Annotated in this window: 18 protein-coding genes; 5 read left to right on the top strand and 13 right to left on the bottom strand. The window is 69.5% G+C overall.

The features are described from left to right. Positions 1–10 precede the first annotated feature (10 nt). The 3 genes from pstA to EC839_RS09825 form a co-directional block, all read right to left on the bottom strand. A complete protein-coding gene (pstA, locus tag EC839_RS09815) occupies positions 11–1,723 on the bottom strand; it encodes a phosphate ABC transporter permease PstA (protein ID WP_007161480.1) in 1,713 nt (570 codons plus the stop codon). Further along, positions 1,710–3,995, bottom strand: a complete 2,286-nt coding sequence (locus EC839_RS09820; RefSeq protein ID WP_051119475.1) for an ABC transporter permease subunit — start codon at positions 3,993–3,995, stop codon at positions 1,710–1,712. Before EC839_RS09820 ends, pstA begins: the two co-directional genes overlap by 14 nt. A 94-nt stretch (positions 3,996–4,089) precedes the next feature. Continuing rightward, positions 4,090–5,061 (bottom strand): PstS family phosphate ABC transporter substrate-binding protein, encoded by a 972-nt coding sequence (locus EC839_RS09825; protein WP_007161482.1) that lies wholly within the window; start codon positions 5,059–5,061, stop codon positions 4,090–4,092. Between the two features lie 266 nt (positions 5,062–5,327). On the opposite strand from EC839_RS09825, the gene EC839_RS09830 reads away from it, so the two are divergent. Further along, positions 5,328–6,635 carry an MFS transporter gene (locus EC839_RS09830; protein WP_007161483.1) on the top strand — a complete coding sequence of 436 codons (1,308 nt, stop codon included), beginning with the start codon at positions 5,328–5,330 and terminating at the stop codon, positions 6,633–6,635. 11 nt (positions 6,636–6,646) lie between these two features. Next, on the top strand, positions 6,647–7,828 hold the full coding sequence (locus EC839_RS09835) for a M20 aminoacylase family protein (protein ID WP_007161484.1): 1,182 nt from the start codon (positions 6,647–6,649) through the stop codon (positions 7,826–7,828). 70 nt (positions 7,829–7,898) lie between these two features. Here the strand turns inward: EC839_RS09835 and EC839_RS24500 are convergent, their stop codons facing one another. Further along, on the bottom strand, positions 7,899–8,300 hold the full coding sequence (locus EC839_RS24500) for a hypothetical protein (protein WP_237709565.1): 402 nt from the start codon (positions 8,298–8,300) through the stop codon (positions 7,899–7,901). A 125-nt stretch (positions 8,301–8,425) separates the two neighbouring features. On the opposite strand from EC839_RS24500, the gene EC839_RS24505 reads away from it, so the two are divergent. Further along, a complete protein-coding gene (locus EC839_RS24505) occupies positions 8,426–8,794 on the top strand; it encodes a hypothetical protein (RefSeq protein ID WP_007161485.1) in 369 nt (122 codons plus the stop codon). 20 nt (positions 8,795–8,814) lie between these two features. On the opposite strand, the gene EC839_RS09845 is transcribed toward EC839_RS24505, so the two are convergent. The 9 genes from EC839_RS09845 to arnB are packed head-to-tail and all read right to left on the bottom strand — an operon-like array spanning position 8,815 to position 19,288. Beyond that, positions 8,815–10,497 (bottom strand): glycosyltransferase family 39 protein, encoded by a 1,683-nt coding sequence (locus EC839_RS09845; protein WP_007161486.1) that lies wholly within the window; start codon positions 10,495–10,497, stop codon positions 8,815–8,817. Beyond that, the gene (locus EC839_RS09850) at positions 10,497–11,894 is read right to left on the bottom strand and encodes a UDP-glucose/GDP-mannose dehydrogenase family protein (protein WP_132832525.1); all 1,398 of its coding nucleotides are present in this window, start codon (positions 11,892–11,894) and stop codon (positions 10,497–10,499) included. Before EC839_RS09850 ends, EC839_RS09845 begins: the two co-directional genes overlap by 1 nt. Then, positions 11,891–12,292 (bottom strand): 4-amino-4-deoxy-L-arabinose-phosphoundecaprenol flippase subunit ArnF, encoded by a 402-nt coding sequence (gene arnF, locus EC839_RS09855; protein WP_007161488.1) that lies wholly within the window; start codon positions 12,290–12,292, stop codon positions 11,891–11,893. The genes EC839_RS09850 and arnF overlap by 4 nt, the downstream gene beginning before the upstream one ends. Beyond that, positions 12,289–12,630 carry an EamA family transporter gene (locus tag EC839_RS09860; protein ID WP_007161489.1) on the bottom strand — a complete coding sequence of 114 codons (342 nt, stop codon included), beginning with the start codon at positions 12,628–12,630 and terminating at the stop codon, positions 12,289–12,291. The genes arnF and EC839_RS09860 overlap by 4 nt, the downstream gene beginning before the upstream one ends. After that, on the bottom strand, positions 12,627–14,270 hold the full coding sequence (arnT, locus tag EC839_RS09865; protein WP_256681059.1) for a lipid IV(A) 4-amino-4-deoxy-L-arabinosyltransferase: 1,644 nt from the start codon (positions 14,268–14,270) through the stop codon (positions 12,627–12,629). The genes EC839_RS09860 and arnT overlap by 4 nt, the downstream gene beginning before the upstream one ends. Continuing rightward, complete coding sequence (gene arnD / locus EC839_RS09870; RefSeq protein ID WP_039976030.1) at positions 14,267–15,148, bottom strand: 4-deoxy-4-formamido-L-arabinose-phosphoundecaprenol deformylase; 882 nt, start codon at positions 15,146–15,148, stop codon at positions 14,267–14,269. Before arnD ends, arnT begins: the two co-directional genes overlap by 4 nt. 11 nt (positions 15,149–15,159) lie before the next feature. Further along, positions 15,160–17,139, bottom strand: coding sequence for a bifunctional UDP-4-amino-4-deoxy-L-arabinose formyltransferase/UDP-glucuronic acid oxidase ArnA (gene arnA / locus EC839_RS09875; RefSeq protein ID WP_007161492.1), 1,980 nt, complete (start codon positions 17,137–17,139; stop codon positions 15,160–15,162). A gap of 14 nt (positions 17,140–17,153) precedes the next feature. Beyond that, positions 17,154–18,143 (bottom strand): undecaprenyl-phosphate 4-deoxy-4-formamido-L-arabinose transferase, encoded by a 990-nt coding sequence (gene arnC / locus EC839_RS09880; RefSeq protein WP_007161493.1) that lies wholly within the window; start codon positions 18,141–18,143, stop codon positions 17,154–17,156. Then, positions 18,140–19,288, bottom strand: a complete 1,149-nt coding sequence (gene arnB, locus EC839_RS09885) for a UDP-4-amino-4-deoxy-L-arabinose aminotransferase (protein WP_132832527.1) — start codon at positions 19,286–19,288, stop codon at positions 18,140–18,142. The genes arnC and arnB overlap by 4 nt, the downstream gene beginning before the upstream one ends. Positions 19,289–19,588: 300 nt before the next feature. Here arnB and EC839_RS09890 point away from each other — a divergent pair, with 300 nt between their 5' ends. Both EC839_RS09890 and zapA read left to right on the top strand, forming a co-directional pair. Further along, complete coding sequence (locus EC839_RS09890; RefSeq protein WP_007161495.1) at positions 19,589–19,864, top strand: hypothetical protein; 276 nt, start codon at positions 19,589–19,591, stop codon at positions 19,862–19,864. After that, on the top strand, positions 19,861–20,151 hold the full coding sequence (zapA, locus tag EC839_RS09895) for a cell division protein ZapA (RefSeq protein WP_007161496.1): 291 nt from the start codon (positions 19,861–19,863) through the stop codon (positions 20,149–20,151). Before EC839_RS09890 ends, zapA begins: the two co-directional genes overlap by 4 nt. The last annotated feature ends 751 nt before the right edge of the window (positions 20,152–20,902 follow it).

Here is a 20,902-nt window from a genome sequence, read left to right on the forward strand (position 1 = left end):
CTCCGAGGCGCTAGTCTTCCAGCAGCCGGTACTTTTCGCGCAGCCGGTTGCGCAGGAACACGGCGGACAGGTTCAGCCCGGCGATCACCAGCACCAGCAGCAGCGCGGTGGCATAGACCAGCGGGCGGGCGGCTTCCACGTTGGGGCTCTGGAAGCCGACGTCATAGATATGGAAGCCCAGGTGCATGATCTTCTGATCCAGGTGCAGATAGGGATAGTTGCCGTCCAGCGGCAGCGAGGGCGCCAGCTTGACCACCCCCACCAGCATCAGAGGCGCCACCTCGCCGGCGGCGCGGGCCACGGCCAGGATCAGCCCGGTCATCATCGCCGGACTGGCCAGCGGCAGCACCACCTTCCACAGGGTCTCGGCCTGGGTCGCGCCCAGCGCCAGGGACCCCTCGCGGATGCTGCGGGGAATGCGCGCCAGGCCTTCTTCGGTGGCGACGATCACCACCGGCACGGCGAGGATCGCTAGGGTCAGCGAAGCCCACAGCAGCCCCGGGGTGCCAAAGGTCGGCGTGGGCAGGCTGGCCTGGAAGAACAGCTGATCCAGGGAGCCACCCAGCACATAGACGAAGAAACCCAGGCCGAAGACGCCATAGACGATGGCCGGCACCCCGGCGAGGTTGTTGACCGCGATACGGATGGTGCGGGTCAGCGGACCCTGGCGGGCGTATTCGCGCAGGTAGATGGCGGCGATGACGCCGAAGGGGGTGACGATCACCGCCATCAGCAGGGTCATCATCACGGTGCCGAAGATGGCTGGGAAGACGCCGCCCTCGGTGTTGGCCTCGCGCGGATCGGCGCTGAGGAATTCCCACAGCTTGCTGCCATAGAAGCCGAGCTTGGCGCCCAGGCCCATGGCGTTGGGCTGGTAGGCGCGCACGATGCGCGACAGATTGAGTTCCAGGGTGCGGCCTTCGACGTCGCGCAGCACCACGCTGTCGCGCCGGCGTTCCTGGCGCAGGCTGGCCAACTGGTCTTCCAGGCCGTCGTAACGGGCTTCGAGCTCGGCGCGACGGGCGGCGAGATCGGCCTGGGAGGTAGCGTCGAGACGGCCGTCCAGCTCCAGGCCGCGGCCCTCCAAGCGCAGCCGCTCCAGGGCGTAGTTGACGCTGCCGATGTCCTGCTTTTCGAGGCGCTCCAGGCGGTCGCTCAGGTCGCGGGTGCGCAGCAGGCGGCGCTGCAGCTCGGGCACGGCCGCGGCGCCCTTGGCCACCTGGCGCCCCTCTTCGCGCACCTCCAGCGCATAACCGTAGAAGTTGCCCCATTCGCGGCGCTCAAGCACCAGGGCATCGGCTGGGGTCTGGCGATCCCGCAGCCAGTCGCCGACCAGCCAGACAAAATCGCTGCCATAGAGGTCGCGATTGCCCAGCTTGAAGAGTTCGCGGGTCAGGGTTTCGCCGCTATCCGTCGGCAGGGTCACCCCGGCGCTGCGCAGCCGCTCGGCCGGTATCGTCTCCTGGTCCACCACCTGGCCGAGTACCAGGCGCGGTTCCAGGCCCGGCGGCGTGTAGCGCGCCTGCACCACCTCGGCCGGCCAGAAGTGCGCCAGGCCGCGCACGGCGAGGATGCCGATCAGGCCCAGGGTCATGAGCACGGCGATGGCCACGGCGCCGGCGCTGAGCCAGACCCCGGGCGCGCCGCCGCGCAGCCAGGCGCCCAGGGAGCGTCGCTGCCCGGCGCCCTGCCCTGGCGGCGTGCCAGCGCTAGAGGGCCGCATATTTTTTCCTCAGCCGCTGGCGAATCAGTTCGGCCAGGGTGTTCATCAGGAAGGTGAAGCTGAGCAGCACCAGGGCGGCCAGGAACAGCAGCCGGTAATGGGTGCCGCCCACCTCGGATTCGGGCAGCTCCACGGCGATGTTGGCCGCCAGGGTGCGCATGCCCTCGAACAGGTTGGCATCCATGATCGGGGTGTTGCCGGTGGCCATGAGTACGATCATGGTCTCGCCCACGGCGCGGCCGAGGCCGATCATCAGCGCCGAGAAGATGCCCGGGCTGGCAGTGAGCAGCACCACCCGCACCAGGGTCTGCCAGGGAGTGGCGCCCAGCGCCAGCGAGCCCAGGGTCAGGCTGCGCGGCACGCTGTAGATGGCGTCTTCGGCGATGGAGAAGATATTGGGGATGACCGCGAAGCCCATGGCCAGGCCAATGATCAGGGCGTTGCGCTGGTCGTAGGCGATGCCCAGGGTCTGGCTCAGCCAGAGGCGCAGGTCACCGGCGAAGAGCAGGCCCTCCAGCCAGGGACTGAGCCACAGCGCCAGGGCGATGGTCAGCAGCACCACCGGCAACAGCAGCAGGCTTTCCCAGCCTTCCGGGATGCGCTCGCGCAGCGTCAGCGGCAGCCGCGACCAGCCAAAGCCCGCGGCGAGAATGCTCAGTGGCAGGAGCAACAGCAGGCTGAACAGCCCCGGCAGGTGATTTTCCACGAAGGGCGCGAGGAACAGCCCGGCGAAGAAGCCGAGGATCACCGTGGGCAGGGCTTCCATCAGCTCGATGACCGGCTTGACCGTGCGTCTCATGCGCGGCGCCATGAAGTAGGCGGTATAGACCGCTGCGGCGATGGCCAGGGGCGCGGCGAACAGCATGGCGTAGAAGGCCGCCTTTAGGGTGCCGAAGGTCAGCGGTGCCAGGCTCAGCTTGGGTTCGAAGTCCGCGGTGGCGGCGCTGGACTGCCAGACCCGCGCCGGCGCTTCGTAATTCTCGTACCAGACCTTGCCCCAGAGCGCCGACCAGGAGACCTCCGGGTGCGGATTGTCCAGGCGGAAGCCGAGCAGCCGGCCGTTTTCCTCCAGCAGCAGCCGATCGGCGCGCGGCGACAGCGCCAGCACCCCGGCGGCGGGGGCGATCTGCTCGCGCAACAGGGTGCGCCCGGCGGTGCTGTGGAAGCCCCCCAGCTCGCCCGTGGCATCCAGCGCCAGGAAGCCCTTGCGCCGCTGCTCGGCCACCAGCTGGACGATGGGCGCCGTACCCAGCTGGAAGCTGCGGATGTGCCGCAGCACCGGCTCGCCGTCCTGGCCACGGACCATGAACCACTGGCCGATGCCGCCCTTGGCGGTACCCACCAGCAGGGACACGCCGCCCAGGAGCTGGGCGCTGGCGGTGACCTCGTCGTCGGCCGCGTCGAGCAGCTTGTAGTGGCCGTTGAGACTGCCGTCGCGCAGGTCGAAGACGTCCGCCTGGGCGCGACCATTGAGGGCATAGAGCCAGTGGCCGCGAGGGTCGAGGTAGAGCGCCTTGGCCGCGGTGTTGAGTGGTCCGAGGGAGAGCGAGGTGCGTACCGGCGTGGCCGCGCCACCGGTCACCGGCGCGGCCAGCCCGGACAGGCGCAGCGCGGTCACCCGGTTGCCCTGGGCACCGGCCAGCACCAGCAGATCCTCGTCACCGGCGATGGCGACGCGCTCCAGAGCGCTACGCGAAGCGCCCAGGTCCAGGGGCTCGCGCCCGTAGGGAAAGTCCAGTTCCGGGGTGATGACCCGGTTGCCCTGGGAATAACGGGAAACATAGCGCTTGTGCGCCACCAGCACGCGACCATCGGACAGGCCCAGGGCGATCAGCCCGCGGGGGGCGTCCTGGGCCTGGCTGCTGACGGTGACGCCGGGCGGCAGCGGCAGGCGCTCGCGCATGACTGCCTGGCCGTCGGCTAGGGTAAAGAAGATGGCTTCGCCGGCCGGGGACAGGTGCAGACCGAGGCGATTCTGTTCGTCGATGCCCAACAGCAGCGGCGCCCCGGCAGTCGCCAGCCAATCGGGCTGGGGCAGCGGCTGGGCCTCGAGGCTGGCGCCGCGCAGCAGCGGCAGCACCACATAGGCCAGATAGAAGAAGATCAGGGTGATGGTGGCCAGCACGGCCAGGCCACCAGCCAGCACCGAGCCCCGTATCAGGCGATCCTGCAGGGCCCGCCAGCGCCGCCGCCGGCGCAGTGCAGGCGTGTTGAAGTCCAGCCGAGCAGGGCCGCGAGGATCGGGCGGGGACGGAGGTACCGGGGATTTCATGGCGCAGAGCCTAATCACGTCGTGTGACAGAAAGGTTACAGCGAATGGACGGCCAGAGGCGCTACGCCCGGGACGGGCGCAGGGTGCCGGGCGCTCAGTAGCCCAGGGTCTTCAGGGCCTGCTGCACCACCGCCGTCGGCAAGGGGATATAACCGTCCTTGACCACGGCTTCCTGGCCGCTGCGCGAGAGGATTAGCCGCAGGAATTCCCCTTCCAGGGGGTTGAGCGGGCGATTGGGCGCCTTGTTCACATAGACGTAGAGATAGCGCGCCAGGGGGTAGCGCCCGGAGAGGGTGTTTTCCTGGTTGTCCTCGACGAAGTCGGTGGTGCCCTGGCGGGCCAGCGCCAGGGTGTGGACGCTGGCGGTCTGGTAGCCGATGCCGGAGTAGCCGATGCCACCCAGGGACTGGCTGATGGCCTGGACCACTGAGGCCGAGCCGGGCTGCTCGTTGACGTTGGCGCGGAAGTCGCCACGGCACAGCGCCGCTTCCTTGAAGTAGCCGTAGGTGCCCGACACCGAATTGCGCCCGAACCTCTGGATCGGCCGCTTGGCCCAGTCGCCGGTCAGGCCCAGGTCGCCCCAGGTCTTGAGCTCGCGCGGACCGCCGCAGAGCCGGGTGCTGGAAAAGATCGCATCGACCTGCTCCAGGGTCAGCTGCCGCAGGGGATTGTCCTTGTTGACGAAGATCGCCAGGGCATCGATGGCGACCGGCACCGCGGTGGGCGGGTAGCCGAAGCGTTGCTCGAAGGCCTGCAGCTCGGCGTCCTTCATCTTGCGACTCATGGGTCCGATGCTGGCGGTGCCCTCGGTCAGCGCCGGGGGCGCCGTGGACGAACCGGCCGCCTGAATCTGGATATTGAGGTTGGGATACTCGCGCTTGTAGCTCTCGGCCCAGAGCGTCACCAGATTGGCCAGGGTATCGGAGCCCACGCTCGACAAGTTGCCAGAGATCCCGCTCACCTTCTGGTAGTCGGGGATGGCCGGGTCGACGCCCTCGGCCCGAGCGGTCGTGCCACCTAGCGCCAGGGCAAGCGCCACAGCGGTCAGCGGACCTTTGATGTCCATGCCGGATTCCTCGCGGAGATGGGTGACAGGCCTGGGCCGGCGACGCTCAGGCGCAAGCCGGCACTCTAGGCGCGCATTGTGACGGATTTATGAGCAAGTGCCAGCCGCGCCGGCAGGTTCGACTAGGCTGCAAGAGGGCCTGCGCTGCACCACCCTGGCGCACGCCCGGTCTCCGGCCCCGCCACGACCGCCCAGGCACGCGGCCCGCGCGGCTCGGACCGTCATTTGCATAGCTAAGCATTCATCTCAGTGCAGAGGAACGCACCATGGCCCAGGCTCTTCCGACGTCCTCCTCCCGTGCCGACGCGGCCCCCGCCAGCACGGTCGCCACGCCCTCGCGGGCCAAGCTGATCGCCGCGGCCAGTCTCGGCAACGGCCTGGAGATGTTCGACTTCACCGTCTTCAGCTTTTTCGCCGCCATCATCGGCCAGCTGTATTTCCCTTCGGATACGCCCTACGGCTCCCTGCTGATGGCGGTTGGCGTCTTTGGCGTCGGCTTCGTCATGCGCCCCCTGGGCAGCATGGTGCTGGGCGCCTATGCCGACCGCCACGGGCGCAAGCAGGCCATGCTGCTGACCATTTCGCTGATGGGCCTGGGCAGCGCCCTGATCGCCTTTACCCCGACCCACGCCCAGATCGGCATCGCCGCGCCGCTGATCCTGCTGCTGGGGCGCCTGCTGCAGGGCTTCTCCGCCGGCGGCGAGATCGGCGCCGCCACCACCCTGCTGCTGGAATCGGCCAGCCCCGGCCGGCGTGGCTTCCACGTCAGCTGGCAGGTGATCAGCCAGGGCGGCAGCGCCCTGCTCGGCGCCGGCCTGGGCGCCCTACTCACCCGCAGCCTGTCCGAGGCCGAGCTGCACGCCTGGGGCTGGCGCATCCCCTTCCTGGTCGGTTTGCTGATCATCCCGGTCGGCCTCTATATCCGCCGCCAGGTGGACGAGACCTGGAGCGGCGCCGGCTCGGTCGAGGGCGGTCCGGTGCGGGCCTTCCTGCGCGAGCACCCGCGGCGCTTCGGCCTGGGCCTGTTGATCGTGATGTCGGCCACCCTGCTGACCTATCTGATGCAGTTCTACATGCCCACCTACATGACCCGCATCGTCGGCCTGCCGGCCACCAGCGCCTATCTGGCCGGGGTGGCCTCCAGCGCCGTGCAGATGGCCGCGGCCCTGGCCGCCGGACTGCTGCTGGATCGCTTCGGTCGCTACAAGCCGGTGGCCCTTATCAGCCTGGCGGTGGCCTTGCTGGGCATCTACCCGGCCTTCGTCTGGCTGAACGACCCCACCACCCAGGGCCTGGCCTTTGCCGCCCGCTTCGTGGTGATCACCGCCATGAGCGTCAATATGACCGCCGGACTGCTGCTGATCCTCGCCGGCCTGCCGCGCCCGGTGCGCGCCACGGGCCTGGCCATGACCTACGCCCTGGCGGTGACCCTGTTCGGCGGCACCGCCCAGTTCATCGCCACCTGGCTGATCGGCGCCACCGGCAGCCCGCTCGCCCCGGCCTGGTACCTGATCGGCATGCTGCTGATAGGATGGCTGGCACTGCTGAGCTATCCCGAACGCCACCTGGATTGAGAGAGATCGCCATGAGCCTTGCCACCGCTGCGGATCAAGACGCCACCGCCCGTCATATCGCCGGCTACCTGCCGGACATGGTCGCCCTGCGCCGCGACATCCACCGCCATCCCGAACTGGGTTACCAGGAACAGCGCACCAGCGACCTGGTGGCCGCCGCCCTCGCCGGCTGGGGCTACGAGGTCCATCGCGGGCTGGGCGGCACCGGGGTGGTCGGCACCCTGCGCGCCGGCAGCGGCAGCAAGGTGCTGGGCATCCGCGCCGACATGGACGCCCTGCCGATCCTGGAGACCACCGGCCTCGACTACGCCAGCCAGCACCCGGGGCGCATGCACGCCTGCGGTCACGACGGCCACACCACCACCCTGCTCACCGCCGCCCGCTGCCTGGCCGAGACCCGCGCCTTCGACGGCACCCTGCACCTGATCTTCCAGCCGGCCGAGGAAGGCCTGGGCGGCGCCCTGAAGATGATGCAGGACGGCCTCTTCGAGCTGTTTCCCTGCGACCAGGTGTTCGGCCTGCATAACATGCCCGGCGTGCCCACCGGCAAGTTCTGCTTTGTCGACGGCGCCGCCATGGCCTCGTCCGATACCGCCCTCCTGCGCATCCGCGGCCAGGGCGGCCACGGCGCGGTGCCGGACAAGGCGGTCGATCCCATCGTCGCCAGCGCGGCCACGGTGATGGCGCTGCAGACCGTGGTCTCGCGCAACGTGGCGCCGCTGGATACGGCGGTGATCACCGTGGGCAGCATCCACGGCGGCGAGGCTTCCAACGTCATTCCCGACGCGGTGGAGATGAAGCTCACCATCCGCGCCTTCCAGGACAGCACCCGCGACCTGTTGGAGCAACGCATCGGCGCCCTGGTGCGCGCCCAGGCGGAAAGCTTCGGCGCCACCGCCGAGCTGGACTATCAGCGCGGTTATCCGGTGCTGGTCAACCACGACGGCCCCACCGCCTTCGCCCGCCAGGTGGCAGTCGAGCACTTTGGCGCCGAGGCCCTGCACCCCTTCGCGCCCATCCCGGCCAGCGAGGACTTCGCCTACATGCTGCAGCAGGTGCCCGGTTGCTACCTGTTCGTCGGCAACGGCCCGAGCGCCAACCTGCACAACCCGGCCTATGACTTCAACGACGCCCTGCTGCCGGTGGGCGCGCGCTACTGGGTCAAGCTGACCGAGGCCTTCCTCGTCGCCTGAGGCCCCCTCCCCGCCGGCACCCAGGGTGCCGGCGACGGATTCTTCACGCCCGGGCCGCTAGACTGCCCGGTCAACGTTCAGCCACAGAGATATCGCCATGCGTCGTGTTCCGCGCCTGGGCTGGTGTCAGGGTCTGGCGCTGGGCGTCGCCGTGCTGGCCGCGGGCTTCGCCTATCCGGTCTGGCGGCATTTCTACCCGGTCAGTGCGGCCGAAGGCTGGCGCTATCGGGAAGTCGCCACCGACATCCCCATGGTCAGCGCCCTGGCCCTGGACGCCGATGGCAGCCTGTTCGTGACCCAGGAATTTTCCAGTCGCCGCGGCAGCCTGCTGCGGCTGCTGGACAATGGCGAGCGGCAGCCGGTGCTGGGCGAGTTGTCCAAGCCCGATGGCCTGGTCATGTTCCAGGGCGGCCTGGTGGTCAGCCAGGAAGGCGGACCGCTGCCGGTGTTTCTCCTGCGCGATGGCCAGCACCAGTCTCTATTCGACGGCAACGACGTCGAGGGCGTCGCCACCGATGGCCAGACCCTCTATGCCATCGAGGACCTGCCCCCCCCGGTCGCCTGCTCAGCTACGACCCGCAGCAGCGTCGCCTGGCGGTGCTGCGCGACGGCCTGGAAGAAGGCGAAGGGGTGGCGCGCTGCCCGGATGGCCGGCTGTTCTATACCGAAAAGGCCAAGGGCTGGGTCAAGCAGTGGCAGCCCGGGGGTACCGATACCCTGGTGGCTTCGGGCCTCGATGCGCCCGGTTTCGTGCAGTGCTCGGCCGATGGCCTGTGGATCACCGAAGACGCCACCCACGGCGCCCGGGTGCTGCTGGTGCAGCCCGATGGCCGCCTGGTCACGGTGCTCTCGCACCTGCGCTCGGCGCAGACACTGATCCCGCGCGGCGACGGTCATTACCTGGTCGCCGAGCAGGGGCGCAACCGCATCCTGGAGTTCTCGCGAGACGCCGGAGCCGCTCGCTAGGGCGAGCGGCTCCGGGGACTTCAGGGCAGGCGATACACCAGGCAGGGATTGCCGTTGAGGCGGCGCCCCAGCACCGGGGTGAGGTCGGCCAGCGGGGTGCCCGCCAGCAATTCGCGGTCGTCGCGGGCGAGGATGATCCAGGCGCCGGACGGCAGGTGCGCCAGGTCCGCGACCTGCGGCCGGGCGATGAAGATCGGCTGCTCGTCGTGGTCCAGGTTCATCATGTAGCGGATCGCCCAGCTGTCCTGGCCGAGGCCGAAGAACACCAGGGGACCCGGCTGCTGCTGGCGTAGACCTTCCACCTGCTGGACGAAGCCGCGGGTGTCGTACTGCAGGTCCTGGGCCGGCTCCACCACCGTGACCAGCATCAGCCACTGGGCGGCCAGCGCCAGGGCGCTCAGCGTCAGCAGGCGGCGACTGCCGTCCAGCCGGCGCCAGCTGACCAGGGCGGCGATCTGCAGCAGGACGAAGGCCGGCACCAGCAGCGCCAGGGAGACATCCGGCCAGTAGCCGTGGCGCTGCCAGAGGTGACGACAGACCAGCATGGCCACCAGCGCCAGCCCGGGCAGCGCCAGCACCAGCGCGGTGTAGACCGGCGCGATGCGGCGGAACCCGCCCTCGGCGCGCAGGAGGCCATGGGCGGCGAGGGCGGCCAGGAAGGGCACCATGGGCACCACATAGTAGGCGCGCTTGAAGTGCGGGATGGACAACCCGACCAAGATCAGCAGACCGCTGCCGGCCAGCCCCAGCAGCAGCCGGCGCTGGGCGGTGTGCGGCCAGGCCAGCAGGCGGCGGCGCTCGGCCGCCAGCACCAGCAGCGCCAGCGGCAGCACCGGCAGATAGCGATAGAGCCCCAGCTGCAGATAGAACCAGAACGGCTTGCCGCTCTCGTCCAGCCGGCCGGTGACCTGCATGTGCCAGACCTCGGCGGCGAAATCCGCCCCACCCTCGTGGTGGGCGAGCTGGATCAGCGTCCACCAGCCGAGGGCGAGCAGCGCCAGACCGGCCAGGCCGTAGCCGAACAGGCGCTGCAGGGCGAGGGTGCGCCGGGCCGGTTCGCCCCAGGCCACCACCAGCCAGTAGAGGCAGACCACGCCGCAGGGCTCGATGAGGCCCAGCGGACCACGGATGGCGAAGCCCAGGGCGAACAGCGGCAGCACCAGCAGGCGGCGCAGCGGGCGACCGTCACGGTCGGCGCTGTAGAGCAGGTAGAAGCAGAGCAGCACCACCAGGGCGACCAGCTGGTCCAGGCAGACCGCGCGGGCCTTTTCCAGCCACTGCGGAGTTAGGGCCACCAGCAGCACCGTGAGCAGCGCCCAGGCGCGGCGGGTATCGGCCAGCAGGCGATAGGTCAGCGCCAGCACCGCGGCCGAGGCCAGGGCGGTGGGCAGCACGTTGGCCAGGTGATTGGGCGCGCCGATCACCCGCGCGGCCAGCCAGCTCAGCCACGTGGCGGTGCCGGGATAGTCCGGATAGGGCTGGCCGTAGGTGGTGGCGAAAAAGGACGGGCCATGGCGAAACATCTCGCCGAGAAAGACCGCCCAGCGACCGTCGAAGCCCTGGGGCGCCTGGTTCCAGATGCCGAGGGTGAACATCAGGGTGGCGACCACCCCGAGCAGCAGGCTTTCGCGGCGCAGGCGACTGGCAGCCGGCAGCGCGGCGAGCGGCGCGCTGCGTGGAGTCAGGGGCATGGGCGAGACCATCAGGCGGCGTCCACGCGGCGGGTGACCTGGGGACCGCCCAGGGCGGCGCCACGGCCGATGGCGAAGTACTCGATGCCGCGACGCTCCATGCGCTCGGGATCGAACAGGTTGCGCCCGTCGAAGATCACCGGCTGGTTGAGCTGGCGGGCGATCAGATCGAAGTCCGGCGCCTTGAACTGCTGCCACTCGGTGCAGATGACCAGGGCATCGGCCCCGGCCAGGGCGGCCTCGGGGGTGCCCATCAACGCCAGGCGCTCGTCGTGGCCATAGAGGCGCTGGGCCTCGGCCATGGCCACCGGATCGAAGGCGCGTACCTTGGCGCCGGCTGCCCAGAGGGCTTCCATCAGCACCCGGCTGGGCGCATCGCGCATGTCGTCGGTGTTGGGTTTGAAGGCCAGACCCCAGAGGGCGAAGGTGCGGCCGCGCAGGTCACCGTCGAAGTAGGTGTTGATGCGCTCGAACAGCTTGGTCTTCTGGCGCACGTTGATGGCTTCCACGGCGCGCAGCAGGTCCAGCTCCACCTGGTTTTCCTCGCCAGTACGGATCAGTGCCTGCAGGTCCTTGGGGAAGCAGGAGCCGCCGTAGCCGCAGCCCGGGTAGATGAAGTGGTGGCCGATGCGCGGATCGGCACCGATGGCCTGGCGCACCGCCTCGATGTCGGCGCCGACGTGCTCGGCCAGCTCGGCGATCTGGTTGATGAAGCTGATCTTGACCGCCAGCAGGCTGTTGGCGGCGTACTTGGCCAGCTCGGCGCTGCGCAGGTCCATGCACTGGATGCGGTCATGGTTGCGGTTGAAGGGCGCATAGAGTTCGCGCATCACGTCGCGGGCCACGGGCGAGTCGGTACCCACCACGATGCGATCGGGCTTCTTGCAGTCGGCGATGGCCGCGCCTTCCTTGAGGAACTCCGGATTGGAGACCACCTCCACGTGCAGGGTGCGGCCCTCTTCGGCGAGCACCTCGTGGATCAGCGCGCGGACACGGTCGCCAGTACCCACCGGCACGGTGGACTTGTTCACCACCAGCAGCGGATCGCGGGAGACCGGCTGGCCGATCAGCGGCTCGCGCCGCAGGCGGGCGATGGTCTCGGCCACGGAGAAGACGGCGGACAGATCGGCCGAACCATCGGCGGCCGGCGGGGTGCCCGCGGCGATGAACTGTACGGCGCCATGGGCCACGGCCTCGGCGGCCTCGTGGGTGAACACCAGGCGGCCGGCGGCCAAGTTGCTGCGTACCAGATCTTCCAGACCCGGCTCATAGAGGGTCACCTCGCCGCGCTTGAGCTTGTCGATCTTGGCGCGGTCGATGTCCATGCACACCACCTGGTGGCCGACTTCCGCCAGCACGGCGGCCTGCACCAGACCCACGTAGCCGATGCCGAAAACGCTGATGTTCATAGGGTATTCCTCAGGGTGGGAGCGGCGCTGGCGCGGGGCCCGCCGACGAGGGCGACGCCGGCCACCACCAGCGCGACGCCCAGGGTTTTCCAGGGGGTGAAGGATTCGGCGGCGCCTGGCAGCCAGGCCGCGCCGAGGTGGACGAAGACGTAGGAGAGGCCGAGCGCCGCATAGGCGCGACCCAGCGGCAGGCGCGCCAGGGCGGCCAGCCAGGCCAGCAGCGACAGGCCGTAGCAGAGGATGCCCAGGGCCAGCAGCAGCCCGGCCGCGCTCAGCAGCGCCGCGGGCGCGCCGGCCCAGCTGGCCATGGCCGGCAGCCGCACCAGCGCCGCGCGCAGGGCGAGTTGCGCCAGGGTGGTGAGCAGGATGCTCAGGCCGAGGGGCAGCAGGCCGTTCATAGCTGGCCACCCAGCAGCGCGGCGCCGGCGACGATGCACAGGCAGCCACACCAGGCGCGGGCGTCCACCACCTCGCCGAACACCAGGCGCGCCAGCAGGGTTACCGCCAGGGTGTTGAGCGACAGCAGGGGATAGGCGACGCCCACCGGCACCCGCTGCAGCACCGCGCACCAGACCAGCAGGGCCAGGCCCAGGCAGACCAGGGCGCCCCACAGCCAGGGCGAGCGCAGGCGTGCGGCCAGGGCATTGCCGGCGGCTACCGCGCGCTTCTGGCCCAGTTGGCCGGCGCTGGTGAGGCCGATCACCACCGCGATCAGCAGGCCGTCGAGGGCGGTCATGGCGTCGGCCTCGGATAGACCAGCAGCACCAGGCGCTCGCTGGCGATGCTCTCGCCGGGCTCGGGCAGGCTGTCGAGCAGCTGGCGATCGCTGGGACCGTCGACCCGCAGGAGGATGGCCACCGGACCCTGGTCGCGATGGGCGGCGAGCCAGGCGGCCAGGTCGCGCTCTTCGATCAGCCGGCCGCTGGCCGGCTCACGGGCGAAGCCGTACTTGAGTTCGCCCGGACCGCCCACCAGCACCACGTCATCGCGGTGGGTGGCCCAGGCCAGGCTGGCGGCTACGCCGAGGTCGTTGCTGACCAGCAGGCCGGCATTCTTGAAGTGGCCGAGCTGGGCCTGGATGAAGGTGCTCGGCAGCTTGTTGTCGACCAGGCCGTTGGGCAGGGCGATGGACAGCAGCGGCAGCAGCACCCAGAGCGCCAGGGCCGGCGCCAGCAGGGTGCGCCGCGGCCAGACCAGCGCGGCCAGGCCGGCCAGCAGCAGCGCCAGGGGCGCCAGCAGGGCCAGGGCGCGGGTCAGGCCTTCGCCGCTCTCATAGAGGCGACCGCCATAGATCAGCAGGGCGGCAAGGCCGGCCAGGCCCAGCAGCAGATTGCACAGGCCGTTCAGGCGCAGGGCACCGGTGGCGCCGCGCCGGCCCGCCTCCTGCAGGGTGCGCGCCAGCAGCGGCACCAGGGCGGCCAGGGTCGGCAGCAGGTAGGTCGGCAGCTTGCCGCGGCTGAGGCTGAAGAACAGCAGCTGGCCGACCACGGCGATGCCGAGGAAGGCGGTGCCGCGGTGACGCCGGTCCTGCCAGAGCTGGCCCAGGGTACGCGGCAGGAGGCCGGCCCAGGGCAGGATGGCCAGCAGCAGCACCGGGCCATAGAACCAGAACGGCCGCTCGTGCTGGGCATCCTGGCCGGCGAAACGCTGGATGTGCTCGTGCCAGAAGAAGAAATTCCAGAAATCCGCATCGCGCTGGGCCACCAGCAGCGCCCAGGGGGCCACCACCAGGATCGCCACCAGCACCGCCAGGGGACCGCGGCAGAGCAACTCGCCCAGCCGCCGCTGCAGGATGAAGAAGGGCACGGCTACCAGCACCGGCAGCACCAGGGCGAGAAAGCCCTTGGTCAGCAGGCCGCAGCCACAGGCCAGCCCCAGCAGCGCCCATTGCACCAGGGCCGCGCCGCGGGTCTCGGCGGCCTGGGCCTGCCAGAGCGCGAGCAGCGCCAGGGCCATCCAGAAAGCGAACTGGGCGTCGAGGGTCACGTAGGTGGCCAGCCCCGCCACGGCCACGCAGGAGAGATAGACCACCCCGGCGAGCAGCGCCAGCGGGCGGTCCTGCCAGATCAGCCGGGTCAGGCGCACCACCAGGGCGGCGGTGGCCAGACTGGCCAGCAGTGGCACCAGGCGCACACTGAACAGCGAGTCACCGAGCCAGGCCTGGGCGATGGCCTGGGTCCAGTAGCCGCCGATGGGCTTCTCGAAATAGGGCAGGCCGAGGAAGTGCGGCACCACCCAGTCGCCACGCCGCCAGAGCTCCTGGGCGATCTGCGCATAGCGCGACTCGTCCGGAATCCACAGGCCGCGCCAGGCCAGCGGCAGGGCATAGGCCAGCAGCGCCAGCGGCAGCAGCATCCACAGGCGACGCCGACTCATGCCTGCACGCCCAGCCAGCCCTGGCGGCCGGCCAGGCTGCCACGCACCAGGTTGCCCGCGGGCAACTGGCGCGGATCGGCCGGCAGGCGGTCGCCCAGGGTCAGGAACAGGATGCCCTGCTCCCGCGCGGCCTTGAGCAGGGCGCGGAAGTCGTCGGCGAAGGCGATGCCTTCCACCTCGGCGTGCAGGGTGTAGACGTTGAGCGCCCCCGGACGGAAGCGCTTGAGCAGATAGCTGTTCCAGTCACCGGCGGCCAGTTCCGGGCCGACCACCTCGTCGAAGGTCGGCATGTCCACCGGCACCTGGGGGGTGCCGTGGCTGCCGTTGCCCAGCCGCGGGCGAAACAGCGCACTGCCGCGACAATCGCTGTTGTACCTGAGGCCGAAGGCCTCCTTGGCCAGCACCACGCGCGGATCGGCGCGCCAGCCGGCGGCGGCGGAGCAGTCGACCCTGGCGCCGAGGATGTCTTCCAGGGCCTGCAGGCCACGGCCGAATTCGGCGCCCAGGCGCTCCAGGCTCCAGCTGCCGGTATGGGCCTGCCAGGCGTGGTGGTCCCAGGCGTGCAAGCCGACCTCGTGGCCGCGGGCGCGGGTCTCGCGCATCAGGTGACCGAGGTCGCGACCGATGGGCCGACCCGGCCAGGCGGTGCCGGCCAGCAGGATGTCCCAGCCATAGAGGCTGGCGGCCTTGGACCTCAGCATCTTCCACAGGAAGGTGGGCTTCACCAGGCGCCAGAGGTGGCGCCCCATGTTGTCCGGCCCGACGCTGAAGAAGAAGGTGGCCTTGACCCCGGCTTCGTCCAGCAGGTCGAGCAGCCGCGGTACCCCTTCGCGGGTGCCGCGATAGGTGTCCACGTCGATGCGCAGGCTGGCCGGGATCAGGGTGTTCATCAGGCCTCCCGCTGCGCCAGGGCTTCGCGCAGGAAGAAGTCCAGCGTCTTGCCGACGGTGGCGGCCATGGCGGTGGTCGGCTGCCAGTCGATCAGGCGACGGGCGTTTTCCACGCTGGGCTTGCGGTGGGCCACGTCCTGGTAGCCGTCGCCGTAGAAGCTCTTGCTCTCCACCTCGCGGAAGCCGGCGAAGGGCGGGAATTCATGGCGCAGCGGATGGGCCTCGAACTGCGCCAGCAGCTCTTCGGCCAGTTCGCGGATGCTCGCTTCGTTGTCCGGGTTGCCGATGTTGACGATCTGGCCGTCGCAGCGACCGCCCTGGTTCTCGATGATGCGGAACAGCGCCTCGATGCCGTCGTCGACGTCGGTGAAGCAGCGCTTCTGGGCGCCCCCGTCGACCAGCTTGATCGGAGTGCCTTCCACCAGGTTGAGGATCAGCTGGGTGATGGCGCGGGAGCTGCCGATGCGCGCCGAGTCCAGACGATCCAGGCGCGGGCCCATCCAGTTGAACGGACGGAACAGGGTGAATTTCAGGCCCTTGGCGCCATAGGCCCAGATGACCCGGTCGAGCAGCTGCTTGGAGACCGAATAGATCCAGCGCTGCTTGTTGATCGGGCCGACCACCAGGTTGGAGCGGTCTTCGTCGAAACGCTCGTCCTGGCACATGCCGTACACCTCGGAGGTGGACGGGAAGATCACGCGCTTGCCGTATTTCACGCAGTGGCGAACGATCTTGAGGTTTTCCTCGAAGTCCAGTTCGAACACGCGCAGCGGATTGCGGGTGTATTCGATGGGGGTGGCGATGGCCACCAGCGGCAGCACCACGTCGCACTTCTTGATGTGGTATTCCAGCCACTCGGTGTGGATGGAGATGTCGCCTTCCACATAGTGGAAATTCGGATTGGCCTTGAGCCGCTCGATGGCATCGGAGCCGATGTCGAGGCCATAGACCTCGTACTCGCCGTCGGCCAGCAGGCGCTCGGAGAGGTGGTTGCCGATGAAGCCGTTGACGCCCAGGATCAGCACCCGGGTGCGGCGCTTGGCGCGGCGATCCTGGCGATGCAGGCGGGCACCGGCCACCAGGCCGGCTTCGCGGGCCAGTTGCGGACCGGACAGATAGAGGCCGTTGTCGCCCAGCTGGCCGGCCTGGATTTCCAGGACGCCCTCGCCACAGGCGATGCGCAGGGGCTCCAGGCTCAGCACGCTGCCGGGGGTCTGGTCATGGCTTTCCTGGCGGGCCAGGGCGCTCCAGACGATCAGCTTGCGGTCACCGATCCAGCCGAAGGCGCCCGGATAGGGTTGGGTCACGGCGCGTACCAGGTTGCCCAGTTCCACGGCCGGACGGCTCCACTCCAGCTCGCCATCGGCGGCGCTACGGCGGCCGAAGGTGGTGGCCTGGCTCTCGTCCTGCTCGCGCTCGGTCAGCCGGCCTTCGGCCAGGGCCGGCAGGCTGTCGCGCAGGAGCGTCTGGCTGGCTTCGCGCAGCTTGGCGTGCAGGGTCAGGGCGGTGTCGTCGGCGGCGATGGCGACGCGCTGCTGGGCGACGATGGCGCCGGCGTCGGCGCGCTGGACCATGCGGTGCAGCGTCACGCCGGTCTCGGTCTCGCCATTGACCAGCACCCAGTTGGCCGGGGCGCGACCGCGATAGCGCGGCAGCAGCGAACCGTGCAGGTTGTAGGCGCCGCGCTTGGCGCAGGCCAGGACGTCGCCCGACAGCAGGTTGCGGTAATAGAAGGAGAAGATGAAATCCGGCTCCAGGGCGCGGATGCGCTCGACCCAGATCGGGTGGTTGACGTCTTCCGGCGCGTGCACCGGGATGCCGTGGCGGGCGCAGAGCTGGGCCACCGAACCGAAGAAGCGGTTTTCGCTCGGGTCATCCGGATGAGTGAAGACGGCGGCGATGGGATAGCCGGCCTGGATCAGCGCGGCGAGGCCGGCGCAGCCGATGTCGTGGTAGGCGAAGACGATGGCGGTTTTCATCAGGGGCTTTCCTGTTACTGGACCTGGCGCAGCGGCGCCGGCGAAGGAGAAAGGGTGGCGGCGCGGATCACTTGTTCCACGTGGAACCGGGGCCGGGCACGGACGTCGTGGTACACCCGGCCGAGGTACTCGCCGAGCAGACCGAGGCCGACGAACTGGGCGCCGGTAAAGATGAACAGCACGGCGAACAGCGAGAACACGCCATCGGCCGCCCACTCGGCGCCGTGGGTGACGCGCAGCACCAGCAGCAGCGCGGCGAAGAGGAAGCCGAAGACCGCCAGGCCACCGCCGAACAGGCTGAGCATGCGCAGCGGGGTGGTGGTCATGCAGGTCAGCAGGTCGAACATCAGGTTGATCAGCTTGAGGAAGCCGTATTTGGAATCCCCGTGTTCGCGCTCGGCGTGGGCCACCTCGATCTCGGTGGTGTGGTGAGCGAAGCTGTTGGCCAGGATCGGGATGAAGGTGCTGCGCTCGTGGCAGGCCAGCATCGACTGCACCACCTGGCGGCGATAGGCGCGCAGCATGCAGCCGTAGTCGCGCATGGCGACGCCGGTGGAGCGCTGTACGGCGCGATTGATCAGCCGCGACGGCAGGGTGCGCAGGTAGGAATCCTGGCGCTGCTGGCGCACGGTGCCGACCACGTCGTAGCCCTGGGCGGCGGTGTGCACCAGCCGCGGGATCTCTTCCGGCGGATTCTGCAGGTCGGCGTCCAGGGTGATGATCAGATCGCCCCGGGCCTGCTCGAAGCCGGCGAGGATCGCCGAGTGCTGGCCGTAGTTGCGATTGAGCAGCACCGCCACGACCGGGCTGTCCGGCTCGCTGGCGGCCCGCTGCAGGATCTCGGCGCTGCGGTCGCGACTGCCGTCGTCGACCAGGATGATCTCCACCTGGCAATCCAGCAGGCGGCAGGCGGCGCGGGTGCGGCGCAAGAGTTCCGGCAGGCTGGCTTCTTCGTTGTAGACGGGAATCACCACGGATACCCGGTCGATGGCATAGGGCTTCATGCGCCTTTCTCCAGCAGGTCTTCGATGGTGCCGACCACGCGGTCGACGTCGGCGAGGGTCATGTCGGGAAACAGCGGGATGGAGCACAGCCGTGCCGAATTCCATTCGCTGTTGGGCAGCGCCAGCTCGGGCCAGCGCTCGCGGTACCAGGGATGCAGGTGGGTGGCGGTGAAATGGATGCCGGTGCCGATGCCGCGCGCCTTGAGGCCGGCCATGAAGGCTTCGCGCTCCAGGCCGCACCGCTCGGGGCAGATGCGCAGGATGTAGAGGTGCCAGGCGTGGGTCTGGGCGTAGTCGGGCAGCGCCAGGGGCGCGACCGGCAGATGGGCCAGGCGCTGGGTGTAGGCCTGGGCCAGCAGGCGGCGACGGCTGTTGATGTCGCCTAGGCGATCCAGCTGCACCAGGGCCAGGGCGGCGTGGATGTCCGAAAGGTTGTACTTGAAGCCGGGTTCCTGCACCTGGGCCTGGGGCTTGCGACCCAAGGTCTGGCGGTCGAAGGCATCCACTGCCAGGCCGTGGAATTTCAACCGGCGCACCCGCTCGGCCAGGGTGGCGTCGTCGGTCACCAGCATGCCGCCTTCGGCGCAGGTCAGATTCTTGATGGCGTGAAAGCTGAAGATGGCAGTGCCGCGCTGGCCGATGGGCTCGCCCTGGTAGCGGGTACCGGCGGCGTGGGCGGCGTCTTCGATCAGCGCCACGCCATGCTCGCGGGCCAGGGCGCGCAGCGGGGCCAGGTCGCAGCTGGCGCCGGCGTAGTGCACCGGCACGATGGCCTTGGTGCGCGGGGTGATGGCGGCGGCCACCTGCTCGGCGGAGACCATCAGGGTGTCGCGGTCGACGTCGACGAACACCGGGGTGGCGCCGATCAGGGTGATCATGTTGGCGGTGGAGACCCAGGTCAGCGAGGGGGTGATCACCTCGTCGCCCGGGCCGATGTCCAGTGCCAGCAGGGTCACGTGCATGGCGGCGGTGGCCGAGCACAGGGCCACGGCATGGGTGGTGCCCACCGAATCGGCGAAGCGCTCTTCCAGCAGGTTGGCCTGGGGCCCGGTGGTGATCCAGCCCGAGGTCAGCACCTGGCTCACCGCGGCCACTTCCTCGGCGCCGATGCTGGGCCGGGAAAACGGCAGGAAGGGCTCGTCCAGCTGGCGCGGGGCGGTGCTCTGGGACAGATCGGTCATGGCGGCTCATCCGAAGCGAGGGGCGCCGGGACAGGACAGCCGACGCGATGAGCCCAGGCTAAGGCGTCTTGCCTTACGGCCCCCTTAGCGCAAGCTGACAACTGCCTGACAGCCGGTCAGCTCGCCGGCCGCCCCCGTGAACCTCTTGGCAAAACAAGGGCTTAGCCCACGACGAATGGGGTGCCGGTGGTCGGTGAGAGGCCTAGAATGCTGACCCCTGCCCCCATGGCAGTCCCGAACCTGACACGAGAGACGACCGCGCCCATGCTGGACAACACCCTGAGCGAACTGGAAACCGCCATCCGCGACCTGCTGCAGCGCAACCAGCGCCTGACCGCCCGCACCCAGGAACTGGAGCAGGCCCTGCTGGCCGCGCGCGAGGAAAACGACACCCTGCAACTGAGTCTGCTGGAGCAGGAAGAACACGGCGCCAGCACCCGTCAGCGCGTGGAAGGCCTGCTGGCCCTGCTCTCCGCGCAGTCCGTCGAGCAGGCCGTGGCCGCCGACGCCGAGCAGCGCCACGCGGCCAGCGTCGAGTGAAGACCGCCAAGACGGGCGCCGACGACGAGGTGGAGGTGCTCGGTCGCCGCTACCGCTTCAAGGTGGCCGAAGGCGACCGCGCCGCCCTGCAACAGGCCGCCGCCCGCCTGCGCGACGAACTGGTCGCCATCCAGGGCGACCGCCGCCGCGGCGACGCCACCGAGTTGCTGGTGCTGGCCGCCCTGCGCCTGAGCCTGGACACCGCCGCCGACGCCGGCGCCCTCAATGCCCTCGACGCCCGCCTCCAGGCCCTGACCGCCGAGGTCCGGGCGGCGCAGGAGGCGTAGGAAGCGGGTTGGGATGAGGAAGCCGCGCCGCGCGAAGCTACCGGCCTACGGAGTCACGGCAACCGCTCCGCCCCCTCTCCCTCAGGGAAAGGGCTGGGGTGAGGGATCCGCTCCGCGCGAAGCCACCGGCATAGGCTCGACTCCGCCGCGTTGGGCTTCGACGATGAAACCGTCTCAACCCAACCTACGAACGCCATAGGCCCGGCCTGCGTTCGATTCCGTAGGGTGGATGACGGCGCAGCCTCATCCACGACGGCGCGCACGCGCGTGGAAAATGCTCTGCGGTTTTCCACGCTACGCCAGACACCTGCTCCGCCCCCTCTCCCTCCGGGAGAGGGCTGGGGTGAGGGAACCACCCCGCGCGAAGCCACCGGCATAGGCTCGACTCCGCCGTGTTGGGCTTCGACGGTGGAGCCGTCTCAACCCAACCTAGGAAAGCCACAGGCTCGCCTGAGCTCGATTTCGTAGGGTGAATGACGGCGCAGCCTCATCCACGACGGTACGGCACCCGCACCGCTCTGCCCTCTCTCCCCCTGGGAGAGGGCTGGGGTGAGGGAACCGCCCCGCGCGAAGCCACCGGCATGCGCTCGACTCCGTAGGGTGGATAAGCGCAGCCTCATCCACGACGGCACGATACCCGCGTGGAAAACGCTCCTCGGTTTTCCACCCTTGTATCTCGACTGAGGCCTCTTTGCGAGGTCATAGTCCCCGACTGATCATCGGGGGAGGATGGCAAGCCGTTTCCACCCTT

It is taken from the genome of Pseudomonas sp. JUb52, assembly GCF_004341115.1.
Lineage (GTDB): Bacteria > Pseudomonadota > Gammaproteobacteria > Pseudomonadales > Pseudomonadaceae > Chryseomonas > Chryseomonas oryzihabitans.

Coding starts and splice junctions, on each gene's coding strand:
- arnA (WP_007161492.1), bottom strand. CDS start 17,139: ATGAAAACCGCCATCGTCTTCGCCTACCACGACATCGGCTGCGCCGGC.
- EC839_RS09850 (WP_132832525.1), bottom strand. CDS start 11,894: ATGAACATCAGCGTTTTCGGCATCGGCTACGTGGGTCTGGTGCAGGCC.
- EC839_RS09890 (WP_007161495.1), top strand. CDS start 19,589: ATGCTGGACAACACCCTGAGCGAACTGGAAACCGCCATCCGCGACCTG.
- EC839_RS09845 (WP_007161486.1), bottom strand. CDS start 10,497: ATGGTCTCGCCCATGCCCCTGACTCCACGCAGCGCGCCGCTCGCCGCG.
- EC839_RS09830 (WP_007161483.1), top strand. CDS start 5,328: ATGGCCCAGGCTCTTCCGACGTCCTCCTCCCGTGCCGACGCGGCCCCC.
- arnT (WP_256681059.1), bottom strand. CDS start 14,270: ATGAGTCGGCGTCGCCTGTGGATGCTGCTGCCGCTGGCGCTGCTGGCC.
- EC839_RS09820 (WP_051119475.1), bottom strand. CDS start 3,995: ATGAAATCCCCGGTACCTCCGTCCCCGCCCGATCCTCGCGGCCCTGCT.
- pstA (WP_007161480.1), bottom strand. CDS start 1,723: ATGCGGCCCTCTAGCGCTGGCACGCCGCCAGGGCAGGGCGCCGGGCAG.
- EC839_RS09860 (WP_007161489.1), bottom strand. CDS start 12,630: ATGACCGCCCTCGACGGCCTGCTGATCGCGGTGGTGATCGGCCTCACC.
- EC839_RS09825 (WP_007161482.1), bottom strand. CDS start 5,061: ATGGACATCAAAGGTCCGCTGACCGCTGTGGCGCTTGCCCTGGCGCTA.
- arnF (WP_007161488.1), bottom strand. CDS start 12,292: ATGAACGGCCTGCTGCCCCTCGGCCTGAGCATCCTGCTCACCACCCTG.
- EC839_RS09835 (WP_007161484.1), top strand. CDS start 6,647: ATGAGCCTTGCCACCGCTGCGGATCAAGACGCCACCGCCCGTCATATC.
- arnC (WP_007161493.1), bottom strand. CDS start 18,143: ATGAAGCCCTATGCCATCGACCGGGTATCCGTGGTGATTCCCGTCTAC.